Genomic DNA, 22585 nt, shown 5'->3' on the forward strand with positions numbered 1-22585 from the left:
ATCACATAGTTCACCTATGCTCAGGGGGCTTTCTTACTTGCCGCCTACCTGCATCTTCAAGTTTCTTGGGTATACTTTCTCATTCGCCAACCGATGATTGCGCAAAACGCAACCCACAAGTACAGCGGCCAACTACCATAACCATGGTAAGGCGTTTGCCCTATTGTGGGGGTGATATTGGCACGTAACACGCCAGTTTCAAATTGAGGGATCTCAGCGGTGATATTACCTTTGTCGTCGGTTACTGCGGTCACACCATTATTTGTGGAGCGAATGACAGGTTTGCCAAACTCTAATGCACGCATGCGTGCGATTTCCATATGTTGCAAGGGACCAATCGAACGCCCGAACCAAGCATCATTAGATAAAGTTAAGATAAAATCGGTTTGATCGGTGATGTTCTGTCGAACTTGCTCACCAAAAATGATTTCATAACATAGTGCTGGTGCCAACTGCTTACCATTAGCATCTATATTGGACTGAATAAAGTCCCCACTGCTAAATGAAGACATCGGCAAATTAAAGAATGGTGCAATAGGACGCAAAATCGCTTCGAACGGAACAAACTCTCCAAATGGCAGCAAATGGTGTTTATGGTAGCGCTTTTCTAGATCATAGCTGTAGCTACCATAGTTGGTTTCACCGAGTGACAAGATACTATTGTAAAAACGGCGCTGGTTGTCTTGGTTTACAACACCTGTGATTATGGCGCTATGATTCGCTTTGGCATTGCTGTCCAAGTTGGATAAAAATGAACTGATTTCAAATTCAAACGCAGGGATTGCCGCTTCTGGCCAAATGATGATGTCGGCATCCCAGTTTTGGCGTGTTAAATCGACATATTTCATAATCGTTGGCCAGCGCTGGCTTGGCACCCACTTCAATTCTTGCGCGACATTGCCTTGAATTAGTGCGACTTTTGTTGCGCCATCCGGGTTGAGCGTTACCCAATTCATGCCCTTTAAACCAAAGCCTGTTGCCAGTATCACTGCCGGAATAACAAGTGTCAGCCAATGTTTGCATAAAATCGCGTAGCTGATTGCTGCTGCGCTTATAACCACAAGCAGTGTGATTAGCTCTACTCCTCCAAGTGGAGCGAAGCTTGAAAGGGGAGAATCAATTTGACTGTAGCCCAACCACAACCATGGAAAACCAGTCATAACCCAGCCACGTAGCCAATCACAGATAAGCCATAATGCAGGGGCAACGATAAAAAATCGAGTGCGATTGTTTTGTGGTGCAAATCGGTTAAGTGAACCGGCAAACAAGGCGGAGTAGATAGACAAATAGCCAACCAAGAGTGCCATTAAAAAGACACTAGCGATTTTTGGCATGCCACCAAAGCTATCAATACTAACGTGTACCCAACTGATACCCGTGATGAACTGACCAAGCCCCCAGGCGTAACCGATCCATGCGGCTTTCTTCACGGACTGACCATGAATGAGCAATAACAGAGCGGCAACACTGAAAAAAGCCAGCGACCAAATTTGATAAGGTGCGAATGCAAATGTTGTTATGGCGCCAACAAAAGCGGCCCCGACGGGCCGCTTGAGGCGATGAACTAGATTACTAATCATCGTATTTTCTTAATTGAGAAGAATGGTGGATTACTCTTCGGATGGTAGTGTGAACTGTTCTTCATCAGGCACGGTAACTTGCAGTTGCACAACACGTCGGTTGTCCGCTGCGGTTACTTTGAAGCTGTAGCTTTCAATTTCTACCACTTCACCGCGAGAAGGAAGATGACCAAATGTTGTCATCACCAAACCACCTACGGTATCCACTTCTTCATCACTGAACGAAGTCCCGAACGTATCGTTGAACTCTTCAATAGTGGTTAGGGCTTTTACGGCAAATGTGTGCTTGCTTAGTTGTCGAATATCCAGTTCTTCTTCGTCGTCAAATTCATCTTCGATGTCGCCAACGATTTCTTCCAAGATATCTTCAATAGTCACAAGACCAGAAACACCACCAAATTCATCCACAACAATCGCCATATGGTAGCGTTCTTCACGGAATTCTTTAAGTAGGCGGTCTACACGTTTGCTTTCAGGGACAACCACCGCAGGACGAATCACTTGTTCAATGTCGAAATCTGCGCTGTTTGAACCTAGGTACTTAAGTAGGTCCTTCGCTAATAGAATACCTTCCACATGGTCTTTATCTTCGCTGATCACAGGATAGCGAGAGTGTTGCGCATCCGTGATTAGAGCAACCAGTGCATCTAAATCATTTGTGCGTTCCACGGTAACCATTTGCGAACGCGGGATCATAATATCTCGCACACGCATTTCGGCGATTTCCATAACACCTTCAAGCATATCTCGGGTGTCGTGGTCAATCAGGTCATTTATTTCTGAGTCACGGATTACATCCACAAGCTCTTGGCGATCTTTTGGTTCACCTTGAAATATTTGACCTAGGCGTTCAAAGAAGGACTTTCTACTCGGACCTTCAGATTTTTCTTTCTTACCTTCTACAGATGAGGGCGAATTGTCTTCGTTCATTGTGTCTCATTACAAAAACGCTATCAGAAGTGTGATAGCACACATTGGCTAGGGTCACATCAGATTAAGGATGGTGACACTGTCCACTAAGTAACAGTTGCTACTCTTTTTCTGCAATATATGGGTCTTCATACCCCATTTTTTGCATAATTTCAGTTTCGAGCGACTCCATCTCGTCAGCGTCATCGTCATTGATATGATCATAACCTAGCAGATGCAAGCTGCCATGTACAACCATATGAGCCCAATGTGCAAACAAAGGTTTATCTTGCTCAATAGCTTCTTGTTCAACGACTTGGCGGCAGATGATCAAATCACCTAGCAAGTTAATTTCAATGCCTGGAGGTGCTTCAAATGGGAAAGAAAGTACATTAGTTGGTTTGTCTTTACCGCGATAATCCAAGTTAAGCTGATTGCTTTCTGGCTCATCTACGATACGTATTGTTACTTCTGCTTCTTTTTGAAACAGAGAAACCGCGTTGTTTAACCATAAATGGATATCATCGAAGCTTGGCAGTCCTTGTTGATCTACGACTGCTAATTGTAGGTCAAGTTCAATGGTCATTATTCTTTACTCTCTGGAACGGACGGCAGTAATTCTGCTTTTTGTGCTTCAAGTAGCTTTTCTTCACGTTCTTCGCGGCGACGTTTTTCGAACTCTTTACGCTCTTTTTGATCTTGGTTTTCCCATTTCTCATAGGCGTTAACAATACGCGCAACCACAGGGTGGCGAACGACGTCATCAGACTGAAAGAAGTTAAAACTGATCTCTTCAACTTCATTAAGCACTTCAACGGCATGACGAAGACCTGATTTCGCACCGCGTGGCAGGTCAATCTGAGTCACATCACCGGTAATTACAGCGCGCGAGTTAAAGCCAATTCGAGTTAGGAACATCTTCATCTGTTCCACTGTGGTATTTTGGCTTTCATCAAGAATGATAAACGCATCGTTGAGTGTACGACCACGCATATAAGCGAGTGGAGCAACTTCAATCACGTTACGCTCGATGAGTTTTTCAACTTTTTCAAAGCCAAGCATCTCAAACAGTGCGTCATAAAGAGGGCGTAAGTATGGGTCCACTTTTTGGCTTAGGTCCCCAGGAAGGAAGCCGAGCTTTTCACCTGCTTCAACTGCTGGGCGCGTAAGCAAAATTCGACGAATTTCTTGGCGCTCAAGCGCATCGACAGCGGCGGCAACGGCAAGGTAGGTTTTACCTGTACCAGCAGGACCAATACCAAAGCTGATGTCATGCGTCACCATATTCACCAAGTACTGAGCTTGGTTTGGTGTGCGTGGCTTAATTACGCCTTTTTTGGTTTTGATGAAGACTTCTTTACCATGATCAATGCTCGATTCGAAATCTTGGTCAAGCACACCGGTTTCTTTGATCGCGAGATGGATTTCATCCGGCTCGATATCGGGCGTGTTGCCGCGAACAGGGGCAGTATTAACGTAAAGAGTTTTAATAATCTCGAGCGCTGCTGCTGAGGTATGAGGTTTACCCACAATAGTGAAGAAGTTGCCACGGTAGCTGATTTCAACACCTAGTCGGCGCTCTAAGTGTTTGATATTATCATCGAATGGACCGCACAAGCTGGCTAAACGGCGGTTATCGGCAGGTTCTAGAGCGATCTCTAGAGTAACGATTTTATTGCTCAAAGTTACCTCTCATTGTTGCCATTGTAGGGAGAGCCAATAACCATCAGCTCTCCTACATGGCGTTAATACGAGTCTATGGCGTAAAGGTTGCTACACCTAGCTCGTCTTCGCGACGTGTGTTTGCCATCATTTGAGTTGGCGAAATAACACTGCGAAGATCCATATCTTTTTCTGTGCGAACAAGCTCACCACGTAGCGAGTTTGTCATTACATCAACAATCTTAACATCAACAAATTGACCGATCAGATCGGCTGAACCTTCAAAGTTCACTACGCGGTTGTTTTCAGTACGAGCGCGCAGTTCCATCAGGTTTTTCTTTGATGGACCTTCAACTAGAACTCGTTGCTCAGTACCTAGCATTAGGCGAGAGTAACGCATTGCTTGTGAGTTGATGGTTTGCTGCAGTTCGTACAAACGTTCTTTCTTGACACTTTCAGCGATATCGCATGGGTAATCGGCTGCTGGTGTTCCAGGGCGAGGCGAGAAGATAAAGCTGAAGCTCATATCGAAATCAACGTCTTTGATAAGCTTCATTGTGTCTTGGAAATCTTTGTCTGTTTCTGCAGGGAAACCCACGATAAAGTCTGAACTGATTTGAATATCAGGGCGAGCTTTACGTAGTTTTCGGATTATTGATTTGTATTCAATAGCCGTGTGTGGACGTTTCATCATCGTTAGTACGCGGTCGCTACCACTTTGTACTGGCAGGTGCAGGAAGCTCACAAGTTCAGGTGTATCTTCGTATACCGCGATAATATCGTCAGTGAACTCAAGTGGGTGACTAGTCGTGAAGCGAATGCGGTCGATACCATCAATTGAGGCGACTAAACGCAATAATTCTGCAAATGAGCAGATCTCACCATCATGTGTTGGACCACGGAATGCGTTTACGTTTTGGCCTAGAAGGTTAACTTCACGTACACCTTGTTCAGCAAGCTGTGCGATTTCGTACAGCACATCATCCATAGGGCGACTAACTTCTTCACCACGTGTGTATGGCACTACGCAGTAAGTACAGTATTTAGAGCAGCCTTCCATGATAGAAACGAATGCAGTAGCACCTTCTGCGCGAGGCTCAGGAAGGTTGTCAAATTTTTCGATCTCTGGGAAAGAGATATCCATCACAGGCGCTTCGTTTTGCAGAGATTGCTTGATCATCTGAGGTAAGCGGTGCAGTGTTTGCGGACCAAAAATCACGTCTACAAATGGTGCGCGTTGACGGATGTGGTCACCTTCTTGAGTTGCCACACAGCCACCGACTCCGATCACGACGCCTGCTTTTTTATCCTTTAACGTTTTCCAACGTCCAAGTTGATGGAAAACTTTTTCCTGTGCTTTTTCACGGATCGAACAGGTGTTAAGTAGAAGTACATCTGCTTCATCAGGGTCTTCTGTTAGCTCGTAGCCGTTTGCAGCGTTAAGCAGGTCGGCCATTTTGGATGAATCATATTCGTTCATCTGGCAACCCCAAGTTTTAATTAGCAGTTTCTTACTCATCTCACTTTCGCTCGTGTTAAGTCTTAAATTCGCTGAGCCACAATAGATATTTGCAGCCCAAAATATAGCCGCCCTCTCGGCGGTAAGCGGCGTATTGTACTGCTTTAAAAAGCACCTGACTAGTGCTGTGGTAAAATCAGTCAAAGCCCGAATTTGCAAGGGCTTTGCCCCTTGTACTGATACGGTTTTTAGTTACATTTTCGTAATCAATACGTACAATTAAAATTCACCCACAAATCAAGATGATGACGTGTAGAAATGAATAAGTTTGATATTGCTGTGATTGGTGGTGGCATGGTCGGTGCCGCCATAGCGCTTGGCTTTGCTAAGCAAGGAAGACAAGTTGTGCTGGTGGAAGGGCATGCACCTCAGCCTTATTCAGAACAACAGCCAATGGATATACGTGTATCGGCTATTTCTCATCAATCTGTCCAGATTCTGGATCAGCTAGGTGCATGGCAATCGATTCAAGCCACACGAATTTGTCCGTATCGCCGTCTTGAAACTTGGGAGCATCCAGAATGCCGTGTACGTTTTCACAGTGATGAGTTGGGCTTGGAGCAACTAGGTTACATTGTTGAAAATCGTCTTATTCAACTTGGTCTTTGGCAGCAATTTGAACAATACCCCAATTTGACTGTGATCTGTCCAGATTCTCTTGCGTCTATTTCTGTTGAAGATAGCGTGCAAATCAATCTTAACTCTGGGGCTACTCTGAGTGCGGAATGGCTAGTTGGTGCGGACGGTGCCAATTCAAAAGTGCGCGAACAAGCTGGGATTGGTATCACGGCTTGGGATTATCGCCAGCATTGTATGTTGATCAATGTTGAAACTGAGTTTGCGCAGCAAGACATTACCTGGCAGCAATTTTACCCCTCAGGTCCTCGTTCATTTTTACCGCTTTGTGGAAAGCAAGGATCATTGGTTTGGTATGACTCACCAAAACGAATTGAGCAACTGAGTAATATGTCCCATGACCAGTTGCGAGAAGAAATCTTAACTCATTTCCCGGCTGAACTAGGTGATATCAAAGTACTTCGGCACGGTTCATTTCCTCTTACTCGACGTCATGCCCAACAGTATGTAAAAAACCACTGTATTCTGGTTGGAGATTCCGCTCATACCATTAACCCACTGGCAGGGCAGGGGGTTAATTTGGGCTTTAAAGATGTTGAAGCACTATTGAATGTAACGGCGGGCGAATCGTTATCTGCGGATGTACTTGCAGCTTATGAACGTAAGCGTCGTAGTGATAATCTATTGATGCAGTCAGGAATGGATTTATTTTATAAAGGTTTCAGTAATGATATTAGACCATTGAAATTACTGCGTAATGCAGCACTTAAAATCGCGGAGAATGCGGGACCCGTTAAAAAGCACGTTCTGAAATATGCGTTAGGGTTAAAATAATAGCCGGATCTTGTAGATATACCCGTCATACTTGAAGTTGCAGCGGTGTTGGCTGTGTTCGTGCGCCCCAATCACATAGTTCACCTATGCTCAGGGGACTTTCTTACTTGCCGCCTACCTGCATCTTCAAGTTTCTTGGGTATAGAATACCTAGTCCAAACAATCATAGTCGTCAGCGGCGGAGGATTCATATTTTTCGCTTGTCGATTTACTAGTATATATACGATATCTCCTCTGTCTATGAAAGAGACTGTTTCAAACATGTACACCTGTTAACTACAGGTGTACATACTAGATTAGTGTAACTAACTAGAATGGTTAGCTTTCTTTTTGTCACCTGTAAACAGTGTTTCAAATTCCAGCCAAAAATTGTCCACAATAGTTTGAAAAATAGACCTTTCATTATTTATTTTAAATAAAAACAATGCATTACATTCTGGTTTGAAAATTGCCATATCGCTCCTAGCGAACAAAGCATCCTGGCGTTTAGTTGCTTATTCGTTTCTTATCCTGCGGTTCATTATCTGTGGGATAAAAGTCCAAAAATCGACTAAAAAGGAGAAGCAAGATGGACTTTAGTCAATTCAGAGAATTGGTACGAATATTTTTACTTGGACTGATATTGAGTTTGTTTAGCTCAGTATCGTGGGCGGTACATGACAATGGTGTATTTGAATTAGAAGGAGATGCGTTTAATAACTTAGCTGTCGATGGAGAGGATTGGGAAAACGTCTTTTTGGGGACAGACAATGCGAATGTCTCATTGTTTGTTGCTGACCCTTCGCCAGTTTCAATCTTTACAGGCGGTAGGAAAGATATTCAAGATATCCCAGACTGGAAGCATAAAGATGGTTCTGTGCCGGATAAAGATGATTTAACCAATGCCTATGCAGCTGCATACGGTGTTGATGATGGTAACTCTGGGCAAGATCTTGTGATTTACTTCGGTGCAGATCGCTTTGCCAATGTAGGTGACGCGTTTATGGGGTTTTGGTTCTTCCAAGACCAAGTTGCAGCGCTACCAGATGGCACTTTTTCTGGAGTTCATATCAACGGTGATGTATTGATTTTGGTTGACTACCCACAAGGCGCCAATGCGGTACCGTATATTGCGATGGTTCTATGGGATGATACTTGTCCAAAAGCGGATAGCAATGATCCAGCCCCTGGTGATTGTGCGGCTAAGAACTTGCGTCTAAAAGCTGAATCTGATGATGTGACAGGTTCGGCTGAGTGTGGTTCCGAAAACGATGATCTAGGTTGCGCAACAACTAATCACAGTGCTGAACCATCGCCATGGTCTTATACCCCTAAATCTGGTTCATCTAACGTATTTCCATTCGAGAGTTTCTATGAAGGTGGGGTTAATTTAACCCAGCTATTGGGTGGTACAGGTACCTGTTTTAGTAGCTATATGGCAGAGACACGTTCTTCTAGCTCTTTTACCGCAGCACTGAAAGACTTTGTTTTAGGGGAATTTGAACTCTGTGGTATGGAAGTGGTGAAAACTTGTACCGGAGGGGAAGTGTCGACGACCGGTGACTCTATAATTTATGGTTATAAAATCGATGTGACTAATACTGGTTTTGGTACTCTTTTTGATATCAATGTTGACGATACTACAGCTGGTGATACCTTCTATACCGCTTCTCTTGGAGTCGGGGTAACGGAATCTTACACAGGTACGTTTGAGACAACCACTATAGGTGCACTAAATGAGGCTTCGGTAAGCGCGGCGCTCAAAACCGGAGGTGAAATAGTGATAGATGTAACATCGCAAGCAACCTGTCCAGTTGTAACACCTCAAGCTGAAATGAACATAACCAAGCAGTGTGAGACACTTGTTGAAAAAAATGCCTCAGGTGCATATGGTTTGTTAGTTAAATATAACGGTAAGGTTTGTAATACCAGTGCCGTAAAAATTGAAAATGTATCCATCGCAGAGAAACATGATGGAATCACGGTTAATATCCCAGTTGGTGATATTGGACCAAGCAGCTGTAAAGACTACGGTGGGAACTATATCCCAACTCCGAGTACTGATGTGGCGAATGGTGGTGTGGCTGCACACTCTGTGAGAACGTTTAAAGATACGGTATTCGCGACTGGGGCTAATGCTATTACGGGCGCATCGGTAGATAGTGGAATGTTGGTCGAAGCGAATTGTCCACTTTGTCCAGCTCCGACACCATAAGTATCTTTATCGAAAAAAGGCACTTAAATTGATAAGTGCGCATGTTTGGTAATGCCAGTCAGTTAAGTTGGCTGGCATTTTTTATCACATATACTTTGTTTTCAACCTACCTCATCGAGATATCTGCGTTCTTCAATTGTTGGGAGAAGAAGTCGCGTCGACAATTATTTAATCTTTTTTGATAGGTGTGATAGTTAGAAAAGCGATTCTCAATTTAGAGCAATTAGATTTTCAAATCGACGTCTTGCCTGCAAACCTAACAACTCTCGCTGAGCTAAGCATCTTGAGGTTACTTGGGTATATTAGCACTCTGATTTTGCTGTGCTTTAAAGCTTAATGGCTGAATCGTTCTGAAGCGAGTCAAGGTTAGAGAATATTGAGGGTTGGGAATTTGTAATGAATAGATTTTCTGATGACATGAAAAATCCGATATTAGCGAACTAATATCGGATTTGAAGATTTTCTAACGCTTGGTCAAATGATCACTCAAATGTCTTAACGGATCAGGAAGGCAGCGTTTGTTATCTGGCTAGATTACTTAGTTACTCGTAATACTGGAGTTTCACCAACAGTCACTGAACCAGAAAGCTTGTTCAGCTCTTTGATTTCGTCCATGTTAGAAATAACAACAGGAGTTAGAGTAGACTTCGCTTTTTCTTCTAGAAGAGCTAGATCAAACTCAATGATAGTGTCGCCGGCTTTAACAGCTTGACCTTCTTCAGCGATACGCTTAAAGCCTTCGCCTTTCAGTTCAACTGTATCGATGCCGAAGTGAACGAATAGCTCAACACCGTCGTCAGACTCGATAGAGAAAGCGTGGTTAGTTTCGAAGATCTTACCGATAGTACCGTTTACAGGAGCTACCATCTTGTCACCAGCTGGTTTGATAGCAATACCGTCACCAACGATCTTCTCTGCGAATACCACATCTGGCACATCTTCGATGTTTACGATTTCACCAGATAGAGGTGCGATGATCTCAATTGCACCAACATCAGCGCTATCATCAGATACTAGCTTCTTAAGTTTATCAAACAGACCCATTGTGTCATGCTCCTAACGTTTAGTTTTGTTCTTTCGCAATATAGTATACCAATCTACTCGAATAAACGAACAGTTTTAGCGCAACAAAACGCTAATAAGGAGGCTACAACTTTGACGCATAAAAATTGATTTTTTAATGTTATCAATCTCTAAAATCTTAGTTATAGCTTCCTAATTGTTCAATTCGTGTAGACTAGCTATGCAGATTACTTAGATTTTTCTGCAATAAATCTGTCTACAACGGCTTCAATTTCTGCTGCTGTTGGTAGGGAAAGAGCTTCTTCTGCCATTGCTTTAACTTCTGCGAAGTTAGAGTTACGGATCACTTTCTTAACCTTCGGAATTGAGATTCCGCTCATTGAGAACTCATCTAATCCCATACCTAGTAATAGTAGAGTTGCACGCTCATCGCCTGCTAGCTCGCCACACATACCAGTCCACTTACCTTCCGCGTGAGAAGCATCGATAACTTGCTTAATCACAGTCAGTACAGCAGGTGATAAAGGATTGTAAAGGTGAGAAATCATCTCGTTACCACGATCAACTGCTAGCGTGTACTGAGTTAGGTCGTTAGTACCAATAGAGAAGAACGCAACTTCTTTCGCTAGGTGGTGAGCGATCGCTGCAGCTGCAGGAGTCTCAACCATTACGCCGATTTCGATATTTTCATCGAATGCGATATCTTCAGCTCGTAGTTCTGCTTTGTATTCTTCGATAGCTTTATTCAGTTCACGAATTTCTTCAACAGAGATGATCATTGGGAACATGATACGCAGACTGCCGTGTGCTGATGCACGAAGGATACCACGCAGCTGATCTCGTAGGATTTCACGACGGTCCAAGCTGATACGAACTGCACGCCAACCGAGGAATGGGTTCATTTCTTTTGGAAGATCCATATATGGTAGATCTTTATCACCACCGATATCCATAGTACGAATAATTACCGATTGACCTTCCATTGCTTCTGCAACTTCTTTGTACGCTTGGTATTGTACTTCTTCAGTAGGAAGTGAATCGCGGTCCATGAATAGGAATTCTGTACGATACAGACCAACGCCTTCACCACCATTGCGGATGATGCCGTCACAGTCTTTTACTGTACCGATGTTGCCGCAAACTTCTACACGGTGACCGTCTAGAGTCTCTGCGTGTAAATCTTTAAGTTTTGCTAGTTCTTCTTTTTCAGCGATGAATGCAGCTTTCACTGCTTTTGCTTCCGCAAGCGCTTCTTCTGATGGATTGATCACGATTTTGTTGTTCATCGCATCAAGAATTAGCATGTCGCCGTTCTTCACTTGTTTCGTAATATTGTTAGTACCAACGATTGCTGGTAGTTCAAGAGAACGAGCCATGATTGAAGTGTGAGAAGTACGACCGCCGATATCACATGCGAAACCTAGTACGTAGTCTAGATTGATTTGCGCAGTTTCTGATGGCGTTAAGTCGTAAGCAACTAGGATTACTTCTTGGTCAATATCGCTTAGAGAAACGATGTTGATGCCAAGTGCGTTTTTAACAAAACGAGAACCAATGTCGCGAATATCAGTAGCGCGCTCTTTTAAGTATTCATCGTCTAGTGATTCTAATGCGCATGCTTGTTCTTCGATAACGGTATAAATTGCGTTATCGGCAGACATCTTGTCTTTCTTGATGAGTGCTAGGATTTCTTCCTCTAGCTCTTCGTCTTCAAGAAGCATGATGTGGCCTTCAAAGATGGCTTCTTTTTCTTCACCGAAGGTTTCAAGTGCTTTTTGCTTGATCATTTCAAGCTGAGCTGATGACTTGTTGCGAGCGTCGAAGAAACATTGTACTTCCGCTTCTACTCGATCGTCAGAGATTGCGTTTTTGTTTAGGACAATTTCATCTTCTTGAAGTAGTAGTGCTTTACCAATAGCAATACCAGGAGATGCTAGGATACCTGAAATCATAGCCTTACCTTAAATTGGTCAACTTTAAACTGGAAAAAAATATGGGTGCGCTAACGTTAATGTTTAGCTTATGTTAGGACCTATTTCCAACAAAGCCATTCTGTTTTCACAAAATGGCTTCAAAAATAGGAGACCGAATTAGTGTAGTTGATCCATTAGAGCAACTAGGTGGTCTACTGCTTGTTGTGCTTGTGGGCCTTCAGCAGAAATTGTTACAACAGTACCTTTAACTAGGCCAAGAGTTTGTAGTTTGAATAGGCTTTTTGCGCTTGCGCTTTTGCCGCTTGAAGTCACATTGATGTCAGCATCAAATGCTTTAGCTTCTTTTACGAACTGTGCCGCAGGACGAGTATGAAGACCGTTTTCTGCAGTGATTTCAACTTGCTTCTCGTACATTTGTTATACCCCAATTAATTTATATTTTAGATAGTATTTTTAACCAAGCCTAGCTTAACGATTTATGATGACCTGTTCTATAAAACTAGCCAGCAATTTGTGTCGAAACTGATACTGGTTACAATTTTGGCAGTAATGACTGTAACAACCAGTGCCAATCATCACTACTTAGATACCGTTTGGCAATATTATTTTGAAGCCAAAAATAAAACATTCCTGATATTACCAAAGGTATCGTTAGGATCAACAAAAAAGCCCCTGAATGGGGCTTTTTTAAACGAAAATTTGATTTGGCTACGTATTACTGTTGGTTCTCTTTCTCGGTAAATAAGCCAGAAAATAGTGCTGTACTTAAGTAACGCTCACCTGAGCTTGGTAAAACGACGACAATTGTTTTTCCAGCAAATTCAGGTAGTTCGGCGATTTTGTTTGCCGCAACAACGGCTGCGCCAGAAGAAATACCAGCTAGTATGCCTTCTTCTTTCATTAGGCGATGAGCCATCTCAATAGCTTCTTCAGAGGTAACAGATTCAACGCGGTCTAAAAGCTCTAAATCAAGGTTTCCTGGGATGAAACCAGCACCGATACCTTGAATTTTATGAGGAGCTGGCTGAATTTCGTCACCCGCGAGTGCTTGAGCGATAACTGGTGATTCAGCTGGTTCTACAGCAACAGAAGTAATTGCTTTGCCTTTTTCACCCTTAATGTAGCGGCTTGTACCAGTGATAGTACCACCAGTACCAACACCTGCGACGATAACATCGACAGCGCCGTCAGTTGCTTCCCAAATTTCAGGACCGGTTGTCTTTTCGTGGATCTCTGGGTTCGCTGGGTTGTCGAACTGCTGAAGTAAAAGGTATTTTTCAGGGTTGCTTGCTGCAATTTCTTCGGCTTTCGCAATCGCACCTTTCATGCCTTTTGCGGCTTCAGTTAACTCTAGTTTTGCACCAAGTGCTTTCAGTAATTTACGGCGTTCAAGGCTCATTGATTCAGGCATAGTAAGCGTCAAACTGTAACCACGAGCTGCGGCGACGAAAGCGAGTGCGATACCAGTGTTACCACTTGTTGGTTCAACAAGCTCAACCCCTGGTTTTAGTTTTCCTTGCTTTTCTGCATCCCAAATCATGCTTGCGCCAATACGGCACTTCACGCTAAAGCTTGGATTACGAGCTTCCACTTTGGCTAAGACATTACCTTTTGCAACTTTGTTTAAGCGAACAAGAGGCGTGTTACCAATAGTTTGTGAATTGTCTTCGTAGATTTTGCTCATTGTCTGGTCCTTCATAAGATGGCTATTTGCTCGTATGTCTGATTCTGACCGCGCAAACATATGTGTTTAGTGGATGTGGATAAAGATTAGGGCTTTTTCAAAAATGAGAGAAGGATTAAAAAGTTATATCTTATTTAAAATACCCCAATATTATTTATATAGTTGATTTGAGGATAAATGACGTTATCAAGTCAGCTTGTTAGACGCCTTCTATTGGAAGGCGTATTGATATAATTTAATAACCCAATTGAGAGTGTGGCTTAATCCATTTGAAGTCGACATTCTGAGTATATTCCAATTTAGTATCACTCTGAGGTAGCAATAACGACCTCAGAGGTCAACTGATGAAATGAGTGACGACTATTTTTTGAATTCGCTTACCCACATAGAGGTTGCACCACAAACAGCAACGGGCATAACAATCAAATTTAAGATTGGTATGGTAGTAAATAAACTAACTAAAACACCAAAGCTGTACGCTTTGCCTTGTTTTTGTTTCAAATTGTAACGCATTTCATTGAAATTCACTTTGTGGTTATCAAAGGGATAGTCACAATATTGAATGGCAAGTATCCAAGCAGTAAAAATGAACCATAAAATTGGACCAATGGTTTGACCTAGCGCTGGAATTAGCAGTAATAGAAAGAGCCCAATTGCTTTTGGCAATACATAGAGTAATTTACGCCATTCACGAGCAAGAACCCGAGGTGTATCTTTCACCACACTCAGTATGCCATCGTCATTTATTTTCTGCCCTGTCAGGTATTCTTCAACTTTCTCTGCCAGCAGTCCATTAAATGGTGCCGCAACAAAGTTGGCCAGCGTGCTAAAGAAGTAGGAGAAGGTAGCCAATATGGTTAAGACTAATAGTGGCCACAAAATATAGCTTAGCCAAGATAAAAACTCGGGCAGTTGACCTATCCACTGATTTATCCAATTGTCTAAATGAGAGAACAAATAGAAAAGTGCACCACCGACCAAAATTATGTTGACCAATAGGGGCATAAGAACGAAGCGACGAATGCCAGGGCTAAGTGCAAGTTCGATACCGTGAAAGAAATAACCAAACCCTGAACGTGATATTGTGTATTTTGTCATATAGCTTTATCTGTGTGGAAAACGACCTTTTTCTATCTTAACAAGAAAGAAGCGTGTTCAAAATCACAACATTGTGGGAACTTCTCACATTAATTTGTTCTAAAACCTAGGATAGTTTTGGTAAAGTTGTTGGTAAATAGGTTTAATCAATTTGGCCGTAAGCCCAGAAAGTGTTTGCCGCTAAGCAAATGAGAGCAAAAAATGCAGGAATTGCGATTCGTACTTATCGTGGTTGGCGCGCTTGCCATCGCCGCGTTATTGTTCCACGGTCTATGGACGAGTAAAAAAGAAGGCAAATCAAAATTTGGTGATAAACCATTAGGGAAGCTCGATACCAACAGCGAAGATGTATTGGATCGAAGTGCTGACCGAGGGTTTGCGTCAGAAGATGATTTTGAAATTATACGTAAGGACCGTAAAGAGACGGATTTCGAAACTGATGTTTTGGAAGATGATCCGTTTAGTTCCGATCCATTGACTTCAGATCCACTCACGGCTGACTATTTCGCCGATGATCCTGAAACAGAAGTAGCAGATAAGAAAGCGAATAAAGTTGTGATGGATGAAATTCCATCAATGTCAGCATTAGATACCGCTGAGTTAGAGATTGAACCATTAGATCAGGCGTTCACCGCGGAGCCTAATGTTGCCCAAGTCGATGCGAAAGCTGTCGAAATCGTTGAAGAGCCTCAAGAACAAGAGCTGGAAGTTATTGTTTTGAATGTGCACTGTACTGGCGATGAGCCTTTTGTCGGCACCAAGCTATTCGATAGCATGCAACAACATGATTTGCTGTATGGTGAAATGGACATCTTCCATCGTCATACTGATCTCTCGGTAACGGGAAAGGTGCTATTTAGTGTTGCTAATATGATGCAACCGGGAGCGCTGAAACACGATGACCCAGCTGATTTTAGTACTAAAGGCATATCTTTCTTCATGACATTACCTTGTTACGGTGATGCTGACCAAAACTTCAAGTTGATGCTCAAAACAGCGCAGCAGATTGCCGATGATTTAGGTGCCAATGTGCTGGATGACGGGCGTAATCTGATAACCCCAAATCGTATCGATCGTTATAAAGCACAAATTAAAGAGTTTAAGGCAAGACAAGCTAGCTGATGTTTGCAATATAAACTCAAAGAATTAAGGCTCCTTCATAATTGGGAGCCTTTTTATTTGCTTTATTGAACCCAACGAGTAGTACAGTCATACTCGTATGATTAGTCATATCCTATCGAAACCTGAGTGAAATATGTCGACAGAAATCCAACAACAACTCGAACAGTTACGCGAAACACTTCATTACCATGCTGTGCGTTATTACGTTGAAGATAGCCCTGAAATTCCGGATGCTGAGTATGACCGCCTAATGCGTGATTTGCTCGATCTAGAAGCACAATCACCTGAACTGGTAACGATCGACTCACCTAGCCAACGAGTTGGTGGCTTACCTCTTGATGGCTTTGATACCGTTAGCCATGAAATACCAATGCTATCACTTGATAATGCATTTGATGATGGCGAGTTAAGCTCTTTTCATAAGCGGATGGTTGATCGATTACCAGCGGCGAAATTTGATGTTTTTTGTTGTGAGCCAAAACTTGATGGATTAGCCGTGAGCCTACTTTATGTTGATGGCATTCTAGTACAAGCGGCTACGCGCGGTGATGGCACTACCGGTGAGAATATTACTGAAAACGTGAGAACCATCAGCGCGATTCCGTTGAAGTTGCGCGGTGAAGGTTGGCCTAGGCGAATTGAAGTGCGTGGTGAGGTGTTTATGCCTAAAGCCGGTTTCGACAAACTTAACCAACTGGCACTCAAAAAAGGTGAAAAAACATTTGTTAACCCACGCAACGCCGCTGCTGGCAGTTTGCGTCAACTTGATTCGCGTATTACCGCAACACGCCCGCTAAATTTTTACGCATACAGTGTAGGTGTTGTGGAAGGTATGGTTCTTTCCACCAGTCATTATCAACGTTTTGTCCAACTTAAAAGTTGGGGAATGCCAATGTGTCCTGAGACAAAGCTTGTAGAGTCTCTTGAGCAGGTGAAAAGTTACTATCAAGATATCTTAAGCCGCCGTGATGAATTGGCTTATGAGATTGATGGTGTGGTAATTAAGGTTGATGACATTGCGGTACAAGAGCTGTTGGGCTTTGTTGCGAGAGCTCCACGTTGGGCAATTGCATATAAATTTCCTGCCCAAGAAGAAATAACGCTTCTCAATGATGTTGAATTCCAAGTGGGTCGTACAGGCGCTATTACACCAGTTGCGAAATTAGAACCTGTGTTTGTTGGTGGCGTAACGGTAAGTAATGCGACATTGCATAATGCCGATGAGATTGCGCGCCTGAAAGTAAAAATCGGTGATAGCGTGATCATTCGTCGCGCTGGCGACGTCATCCCTCAAGTGGTCTCAGTTATTGAAGAGAGACGCCCAGAAAACGCACGTGAGATTGAGTTTCCTAATCAATGCCCAGTTTGCCGTTCGGCGGTTGAGCGCGTTGAAGGTGAGGCGGTAGCACGATGTACAGGTGGGTTGGTTTGCCAAGCCCAACGTAAAGAAGCACTGAAGCATTTTGTCTCACGTAAAGCACTTGATGTTGATGGCTTAGGTGAGAAAGTGATTGAGCAGCTTGTTGACCGTGAAATGGTAGAGACTCCTGCTGACTTATTCAAATTAAGTGCTGGAGTCATTACCGTATTGGATCGTATGGGACCAAAATCAGCACAAAACGTAGTGAATGCACTGCAAGCAGCAAAGCAAACGACTTTAGCTCGATTTTTGTATTCGTTGGGTATTCGTGAAGTTGGTGAAGCGACAGCGGCTAATTTAGCGACTCATTTTAAAAATCTTGAGCCTGTGATGTGCGCAAGTCATGAAAATTTGGTTGAAGTTCAGGATGTCGGTGTAATAGTTGCGAGTCATATCACTGCTTTTTTTGCGCAGGATAAAAACAAAAAGGTGATCGCAGAACTGATTGAACAGGGCATAAACTGGCCAACTATCGAAGAGAAAGATGACAGCATTCCTCAGCCACTTGCTGGAAAGGTGGTGGTATTAACGGGGTCTTTATCCCAACTATCACGCTCTGATGCTAAAGCCGCACTGCAATCACTCGGTGCTAAGGTGACGGGAAGTGTTTCAAAGAAAACAGATATTTTGTTTGTTGGTGAAAATGCAGGGTCGAAATTAGCGAAGGCGCAAGAGCTAGGTGTTGAAGTGAGAACAGAACAAGATTTGATTAATCTAATGTAGAAAATCAGTGTAATTGGATTAGATTACAGATACTTTGCATTCTAAAATATAAAACAAAATAGAGAACACCCCTATATTTAGAGGTGTTTTTTTTGCATTAAAATTAAGGTGGTTTAATTTAAAGGAAAATGTCCATAAAATTAGAGTGACATTGATCGTAATTAATTTTTTTAGCTAATTTTAGGTTTTTATATGCGGTGCACATCAAGTTTTCGCGACGTCAAAGTGTGCTAACTTATTGATTTGTAATGAAATTATTATTTATTGAAAAAGTTCAAAACGATATAGAGATCTTGATCACTAGTTTAGAAAAAGTATGCATTGGGTCATATTTTTTTATAAAGAAATTAAGTTCTCATTGATGTTTTTTGCTGCGAAGTTAGTCTGGTTCCCATGGATACACGAGGTGTATGCAGTAACTTTAAAATCAAAACGATCATTGATGATTATTGAGATTTTACACGAAAAATCTTTTCCCTTCGGCGGCCAACTTAAGGGAAAAGTAAATAAAACAGCTATATCCATTTTTAGGAGTTTTTCCATGGACAAATTTTTTAAACGCACTCTAGTATGTGCGGCAGTGGCTTCTGTTGCTTCAGTAGGTTCTGCAAATGCAGCAGTTGATGTTGTAGGTGATGCAGTACAATTTTACGGTCAAGCGGCTGGTGCAGTTATTTTTGATATTAAAGATAACCAAGATAACAGCATGATCGCTGATATCGAATCTCGTATCGGTTTCCGTGGTGTGGTTGATTTTGAAGATCTAGAACCTAACCTGATTTGGCAAATGGAAGGTGGTAACGCAAACAACGGTGACAACACTGGTGGTTTAGGTGCTCGTGATACTTACCTAGGTTTTGATTGGGATGGTTTCGGTAACATCAAATACGGTCGCCAGTTAATTGCAGCATACAACATCGTTGATGGACACACGAACCCTGGTACTGGTGGTGCATTTGATACAGCTAATGATATCGGTGCAAAATATCAAGACCGTGCTGATCACGTAATCCGCTACGATTCAGCAAACTGGAATGGTTTCACACTTCAAGGTACGTTGAGTGGTATGGGGACTTCAACTGACTCTAAGACTTTGAGTTTTGCTGGTGCATACCAAAATGATAATATGCTACTACATGCTGGTTACTATGACCGTGGTGAGTCAGTAGAAAAAGAAGTTAAAATTAACATGGGTACTGCAGCTGACGTAGCGTTAGATAGCAGTAACTACTGGGTTGCGGGTGCATACTTCTTCCTAGGTGATTTCACTATTAATGCAGCTTACCGTGATGCATCTGTAGATTACACTGCGGGTGGCGAAAATAGCCAAGAAAGCTACTCTGCAGCAATCCAATACACTATCGACGAAAACTGGTTTATCAAAGCTGGTTACGCACATCAAGGTGAGTCTGATAAAGCTGTTGAGGACGATTCAGATACCGCAATCACTGCTCGCGTAGCATATACACTACCAAGCGCAATTTTATACTTCGATATTCGTGATTACGATATGGATGGTAAAACGACAGAGAGTGATAAAACTAGACTTATGTTTGGTACTGAATACTACTGGTAAGCTGCGGCTTATGAGTTAGTCTAACTGTCTTATTTTATGAGCACTCTCACTAGAGTGCTCTTTTTTTCAGGAGAGAAAGATGAAGGTAATGAAAACCTTAATTGCATTGTGTATTACGACGGCTTCATTTGCTCCACATGCTGAAGTTGGACTAAGTTTTGACGAAAATATCACACCTCTTGTTGTTGATAGTGAAGAATCTGGCTTTTGGGCGTTTTCTACCCCCAAATTTGAAGTGCCAAATGGAACTAATCAAGTGGTGTTCCGCGTAGCAAAATTAGTGGACAATGGCTTTGGAAAGAAAGAAAAATTTAGTTCCGAGGCGTTTGTTATTACATTTGATGCTCAAGATACAAAGTTGGTATTAGCACCAGATATAAAAATTACTCGTATGATTCATGTTGAGAACTTTAATAAAAACCCGAAGGTGAAGTTAACTGACACTAACGGCGAGAAAATGGATTTCACGATTGATGTTCTACCAGCTATTTTAGGTATTGGTCGTAATTATCTTAAAGAGTTAAATAAGTATAACCAAGTAAAAGGTATTGTGACGGCATCATCATCGGCTAACAGTACTCAAAGTGCTTCATTCGCTACAGGACAATTGTCAGGTGGGGATGCAAGTCAAATGATTGCATATTGGGCTAAGAAAGCAACGCCTCAGGAATTAGAACAATTTACGAATTGGGCGTTTGAAAACAGACAAGAGGTAACTCTGTCTAAGCTAGAGGGCTCTAAATCATTAGAGATGATGGGATACTGGTATGGAGAGGCATCACCAGCAGAAAGAAAATTAATATTGGCCTGGTTAGTATCGCATTAATTGACTCGAATTTTTAAGCCCTTGCCCTTTTTATTAGGCAAGGGCTTTGTCAATACTAACGAGATAGTGTAGCACCAGAGTAAGTTCCACCATTTGAGCGACATACACCGCTAGGAATGTAATCTGTTGTCCCATCAGGCAAGTTACATGTAACCCACGCCCCGCGAGCGGTTTGATTACTATTTGAGTTATTTGCAGTTGTAGATGCAAACACAGAAAACGAAAGTAGCGCAGTACAGAATAGGGCAATAATCTTCTTCATAACAATTTCTCCATTGTTTTGTGAGGCATCTCAAATTTTACTGAGATACCCTTATTATGAAACAAGACTGATAAAGATCAAAAAAAAATGATATTTTTATGTAATAAATAACATATCTTTATGTTTTTTTAGGTTAAATGTCCCAAAAATTTTTTTTATAGCTAGTGGGCTACTTGTTAAAACAAAATGGACAGAAAAAGGAGACGTTTTCTGCCCATTTTAAAGGAAATAAGGCTTACTTTTTTTCTTCAATAAATAAAACTATTCCTTTAATTTCAACTATTTTCACGACAGTTTCAGCAGATAATGCTTGTTCTGAATAAGCAGACCACGTGGTATCGGCTAACTTTATTCTAGACTTCCCTGCGGGTATGTCGTGTTCCAGTACAATGGTTTGCCCAATGAGCTGCTTGGTTTTCTGATTCAGATCTCTTTGGTTATCATCCTGTTGATCGCTTTTCAATTGCTTTCGCCACCAAAGCCATGTGGTTGCTAAAGAAAAGACACCAAATGAAACCCACTGTAGTTGCCAACTCATAGGCAACCAAGTTAGTAGGGCTCCAACTATTAAAGCCGAGATCCCTAACCAAAGCAGATAGCCGGCAGTACCCAGCAATTCGGCGGCAAGTAACGCCAGCCCAAAGGCGATCCAATGCCAATGATTTACGTTATCTAAAACTTCAACCACATAAACCTCTATTGTTTTTCTTGTTTGAACATTTCAGCAATACCCGCAATCGATCCCATCAATCCGGATGCCTCTAGCGGAAGCATAATAATTTTGCCATTCTCCGCCTGACCGATGGTTTTTAGCGCATCGGTATAGCCTTGAGCAATAAAGTAATTGACCGCTTGCATGTCGCCTTTTGAAATGGCTTCTGAAACCATCTCAGTCGCTCTAGCTTCTGCTTCTGCCGCTCGCTCGCGAGCTTCTGCTTGTAGAATAGCGGCTTGTTTATCACCTTCAGCTTTTAGTATTTCAGATTGTTTTTGCCCCTCAGCTCTTAATATTTGCGCTTGACGAACGCCTTCCGCTTCCAGTATTTCTGCGCGCTTGTTTCGCTCGGCTTTCATTTGGGCATTCATCGCAGCAGTCAAATCAGCTGGTGGTTGAACGTCTTTTATCTCAATACGTGTGATTTTTACGCCCCAAGGATTGGTCGCTTCATCAACGATTGCGAGTAGTTTTACGTTGATCATGTCGCGTTGGCTGAGCATTTCATCCAACTCCATAGAGCCAAGTACGGTACGGATGTTGGTTAAGGTCAAATTGCGGATTGCGTGTTCAAGGTCATTAACCTCGTATGCTGCTTTTGGTGCGTCAATCGCTTGTATAAAGCAGACTGCATCAATGGTTACGTTAGCGTTATCACGTGAGATAACTTCTTGTGCAGGTATATCAAGAACTCGTTCCATCATATTGATTTTATGACCAATTTTATCGACGAAAGGAATGATAAAATTAAGACCGGGTTTCAGTGTTAGGGTATAGCGACCAAATCGCTCAACCGTCCAATGGCTACCTTGTGGTACGGTTTTTACTCCGGCATAGACGAAAGAGACAACGGCAATAATAAAGATAGCGGTTGTGATAATTGAATCGAGTGGGAAGGATGTATCGACAGGCATGAGGCGTTCCTTAT

At 42.4% G+C, this 22585-nt stretch carries 20 protein-coding genes; 6 read left to right on the forward strand and 14 right to left on the reverse strand.

Annotated features, from left to right (window positions below; translation table 11 throughout):
• Window positions 1–56: 56 nt before the first annotated feature.
• The 5 genes from lnt to miaB all read right to left on the reverse strand — a co-directional run bounded on the left by lnt (window position 57) and on the right by miaB (window position 5670).
• A complete protein-coding gene (gene lnt, locus L4C38_RS00860; RefSeq protein ID WP_428795643.1) occupies window positions 57–1580 on the reverse strand; it encodes an apolipoprotein N-acyltransferase in 1524 nt (507 codons plus the stop codon).
• Between the two features lie 30 nt (window positions 1581–1610).
• The gene (corC, locus tag L4C38_RS00865) at window positions 1611–2510 is read right to left on the reverse strand and encodes a CNNM family magnesium/cobalt transport protein CorC (RefSeq protein ID WP_428795644.1); all 900 of its coding nucleotides are present in this window, start codon (window positions 2508–2510) and stop codon (window positions 1611–1613) included.
• A 100-nt stretch (window positions 2511–2610) separates the two neighbouring features.
• Window positions 2611–3075, reverse strand: coding sequence for an rRNA maturation RNase YbeY (ybeY, locus tag L4C38_RS00870; protein WP_428795645.1), 465 nt, complete (start codon window positions 3073–3075; stop codon window positions 2611–2613).
• Entirely contained in the window at window positions 3075–4172 is a 1098-nt protein-coding gene (locus L4C38_RS00875; RefSeq protein ID WP_428795646.1) for a PhoH family protein, read from the reverse strand. Before L4C38_RS00875 ends, ybeY begins: the two co-directional genes overlap by 1 nt.
• A 73-nt stretch (window positions 4173–4245) precedes the next feature.
• Window positions 4246–5670 (reverse strand): tRNA (N6-isopentenyl adenosine(37)-C2)-methylthiotransferase MiaB, encoded by a 1425-nt coding sequence (gene miaB / locus L4C38_RS00880; RefSeq protein WP_428795647.1) that lies wholly within the window; start codon window positions 5668–5670, stop codon window positions 4246–4248.
• 258 nt (window positions 5671–5928) lie between these two features.
• On the opposite strand from miaB, the gene L4C38_RS00885 reads away from it, so the two are divergent.
• Entirely contained in the window at window positions 5929–7080 is a 1152-nt protein-coding gene (locus tag L4C38_RS00885) for a 2-octaprenyl-3-methyl-6-methoxy-1,4-benzoquinol hydroxylase (protein WP_428795648.1), read from the forward strand.
• Window positions 7081–7385: 305 nt separating this feature from the next.
• Here L4C38_RS00885 and L4C38_RS00890 read toward each other — a convergent pair whose 3' ends face one another.
• On the reverse strand, window positions 7386–7535 hold the full coding sequence (locus L4C38_RS00890; RefSeq protein ID WP_428795649.1) for a hypothetical protein: 150 nt from the start codon (window positions 7533–7535) through the stop codon (window positions 7386–7388).
• 113 nt (window positions 7536–7648) lie between these two features.
• Here L4C38_RS00890 and L4C38_RS00895 point away from each other — a divergent pair, with 113 nt between their 5' ends.
• The gene (locus L4C38_RS00895; RefSeq protein ID WP_428795650.1) at window positions 7649–9274 is read left to right on the forward strand and encodes a hypothetical protein; all 1626 of its coding nucleotides are present in this window, start codon (window positions 7649–7651) and stop codon (window positions 9272–9274) included.
• Window positions 9275–9808: 534 nt separating this feature from the next.
• Here the strand turns inward: L4C38_RS00895 and crr are convergent.
• From crr to cysZ, 5 genes are all read right to left on the reverse strand, one after another.
• Window positions 9809–10318 carry a PTS glucose transporter subunit IIA gene (gene crr / locus L4C38_RS00900; protein ID WP_428795651.1) on the reverse strand — a complete coding sequence of 170 codons (510 nt, stop codon included), beginning with the start codon at window positions 10316–10318 and terminating at the stop codon, window positions 9809–9811.
• 206 nt (window positions 10319–10524) lie between these two features.
• Complete coding sequence (ptsI, locus tag L4C38_RS00905; protein WP_428795652.1) at window positions 10525–12249, reverse strand: phosphoenolpyruvate-protein phosphotransferase PtsI; 1725 nt, start codon at window positions 12247–12249, stop codon at window positions 10525–10527.
• 138 nt (window positions 12250–12387) lie between these two features.
• Entirely contained in the window at window positions 12388–12645 is a 258-nt protein-coding gene (locus L4C38_RS00910; RefSeq protein WP_428795653.1) for an HPr family phosphocarrier protein, read from the reverse strand.
• A gap of 301 nt (window positions 12646–12946) precedes the next feature.
• Window positions 12947–13915: a cysteine synthase A gene (cysK, locus tag L4C38_RS00915; RefSeq protein ID WP_428795654.1), complete on the reverse strand. Its 969-nt coding sequence runs from the start codon at window positions 13913–13915 to the stop codon at window positions 12947–12949.
• 360 nt (window positions 13916–14275) lie between these two features.
• Window positions 14276–15013 (reverse strand): sulfate transporter CysZ, encoded by a 738-nt coding sequence (gene cysZ, locus L4C38_RS00920; protein WP_428795655.1) that lies wholly within the window; start codon window positions 15011–15013, stop codon window positions 14276–14278.
• 201 nt (window positions 15014–15214) lie between these two features.
• Between cysZ and zipA the strand changes: the two genes are divergently transcribed.
• From zipA to L4C38_RS00940, 4 genes are all read left to right on the forward strand, one after another.
• Entirely contained in the window at window positions 15215–16135 is a 921-nt protein-coding gene (gene zipA, locus L4C38_RS00925; protein ID WP_428795656.1) for a cell division protein ZipA, read from the forward strand.
• Between the two features lie 133 nt (window positions 16136–16268).
• Entirely contained in the window at window positions 16269–18278 is a 2010-nt protein-coding gene (gene ligA, locus L4C38_RS00930) for an NAD-dependent DNA ligase LigA (protein ID WP_428795657.1), read from the forward strand.
• Window positions 18279–18819: 541 nt separating this feature from the next.
• Window positions 18820–19854 carry a porin gene (locus L4C38_RS00935; RefSeq protein WP_428795658.1) on the forward strand — a complete coding sequence of 345 codons (1035 nt, stop codon included), beginning with the start codon at window positions 18820–18822 and terminating at the stop codon, window positions 19852–19854.
• A gap of 79 nt (window positions 19855–19933) precedes the next feature.
• Window positions 19934–20680: a YccT family protein gene (locus L4C38_RS00940; RefSeq protein WP_428795659.1), complete on the forward strand. Its 747-nt coding sequence runs from the start codon at window positions 19934–19936 to the stop codon at window positions 20678–20680.
• Window positions 20681–20735: 55 nt separating this feature from the next.
• On the opposite strand, the gene L4C38_RS00945 is transcribed toward L4C38_RS00940, so the two are convergent.
• The 3 genes from L4C38_RS00945 to L4C38_RS00955 all read right to left on the reverse strand — a co-directional run bounded on the left by L4C38_RS00945 (window position 20736) and on the right by L4C38_RS00955 (window position 22571).
• On the reverse strand, window positions 20736–20942 hold the full coding sequence (locus L4C38_RS00945) for a hypothetical protein (RefSeq protein ID WP_428795660.1): 207 nt from the start codon (window positions 20940–20942) through the stop codon (window positions 20736–20738).
• Window positions 20943–21177: 235 nt separating this feature from the next.
• On the reverse strand, window positions 21178–21630 hold the full coding sequence (locus tag L4C38_RS00950; protein WP_428795661.1) for an NfeD family protein: 453 nt from the start codon (window positions 21628–21630) through the stop codon (window positions 21178–21180).
• 8 nt (window positions 21631–21638) lie between these two features.
• A complete protein-coding gene (locus L4C38_RS00955) occupies window positions 21639–22571 on the reverse strand; it encodes an SPFH domain-containing protein (RefSeq protein WP_428795662.1) in 933 nt (310 codons plus the stop codon).
• Window positions 22572–22585 lie beyond the last annotated feature (14 nt).

The sequence above is a fragment of the Vibrio kasasachensis genome (assembly GCF_050337565.1).
GTDB classification, from domain to species: Bacteria; Pseudomonadota; Gammaproteobacteria; order Enterobacterales; family Vibrionaceae; genus Vibrio; species Vibrio kasasachensis.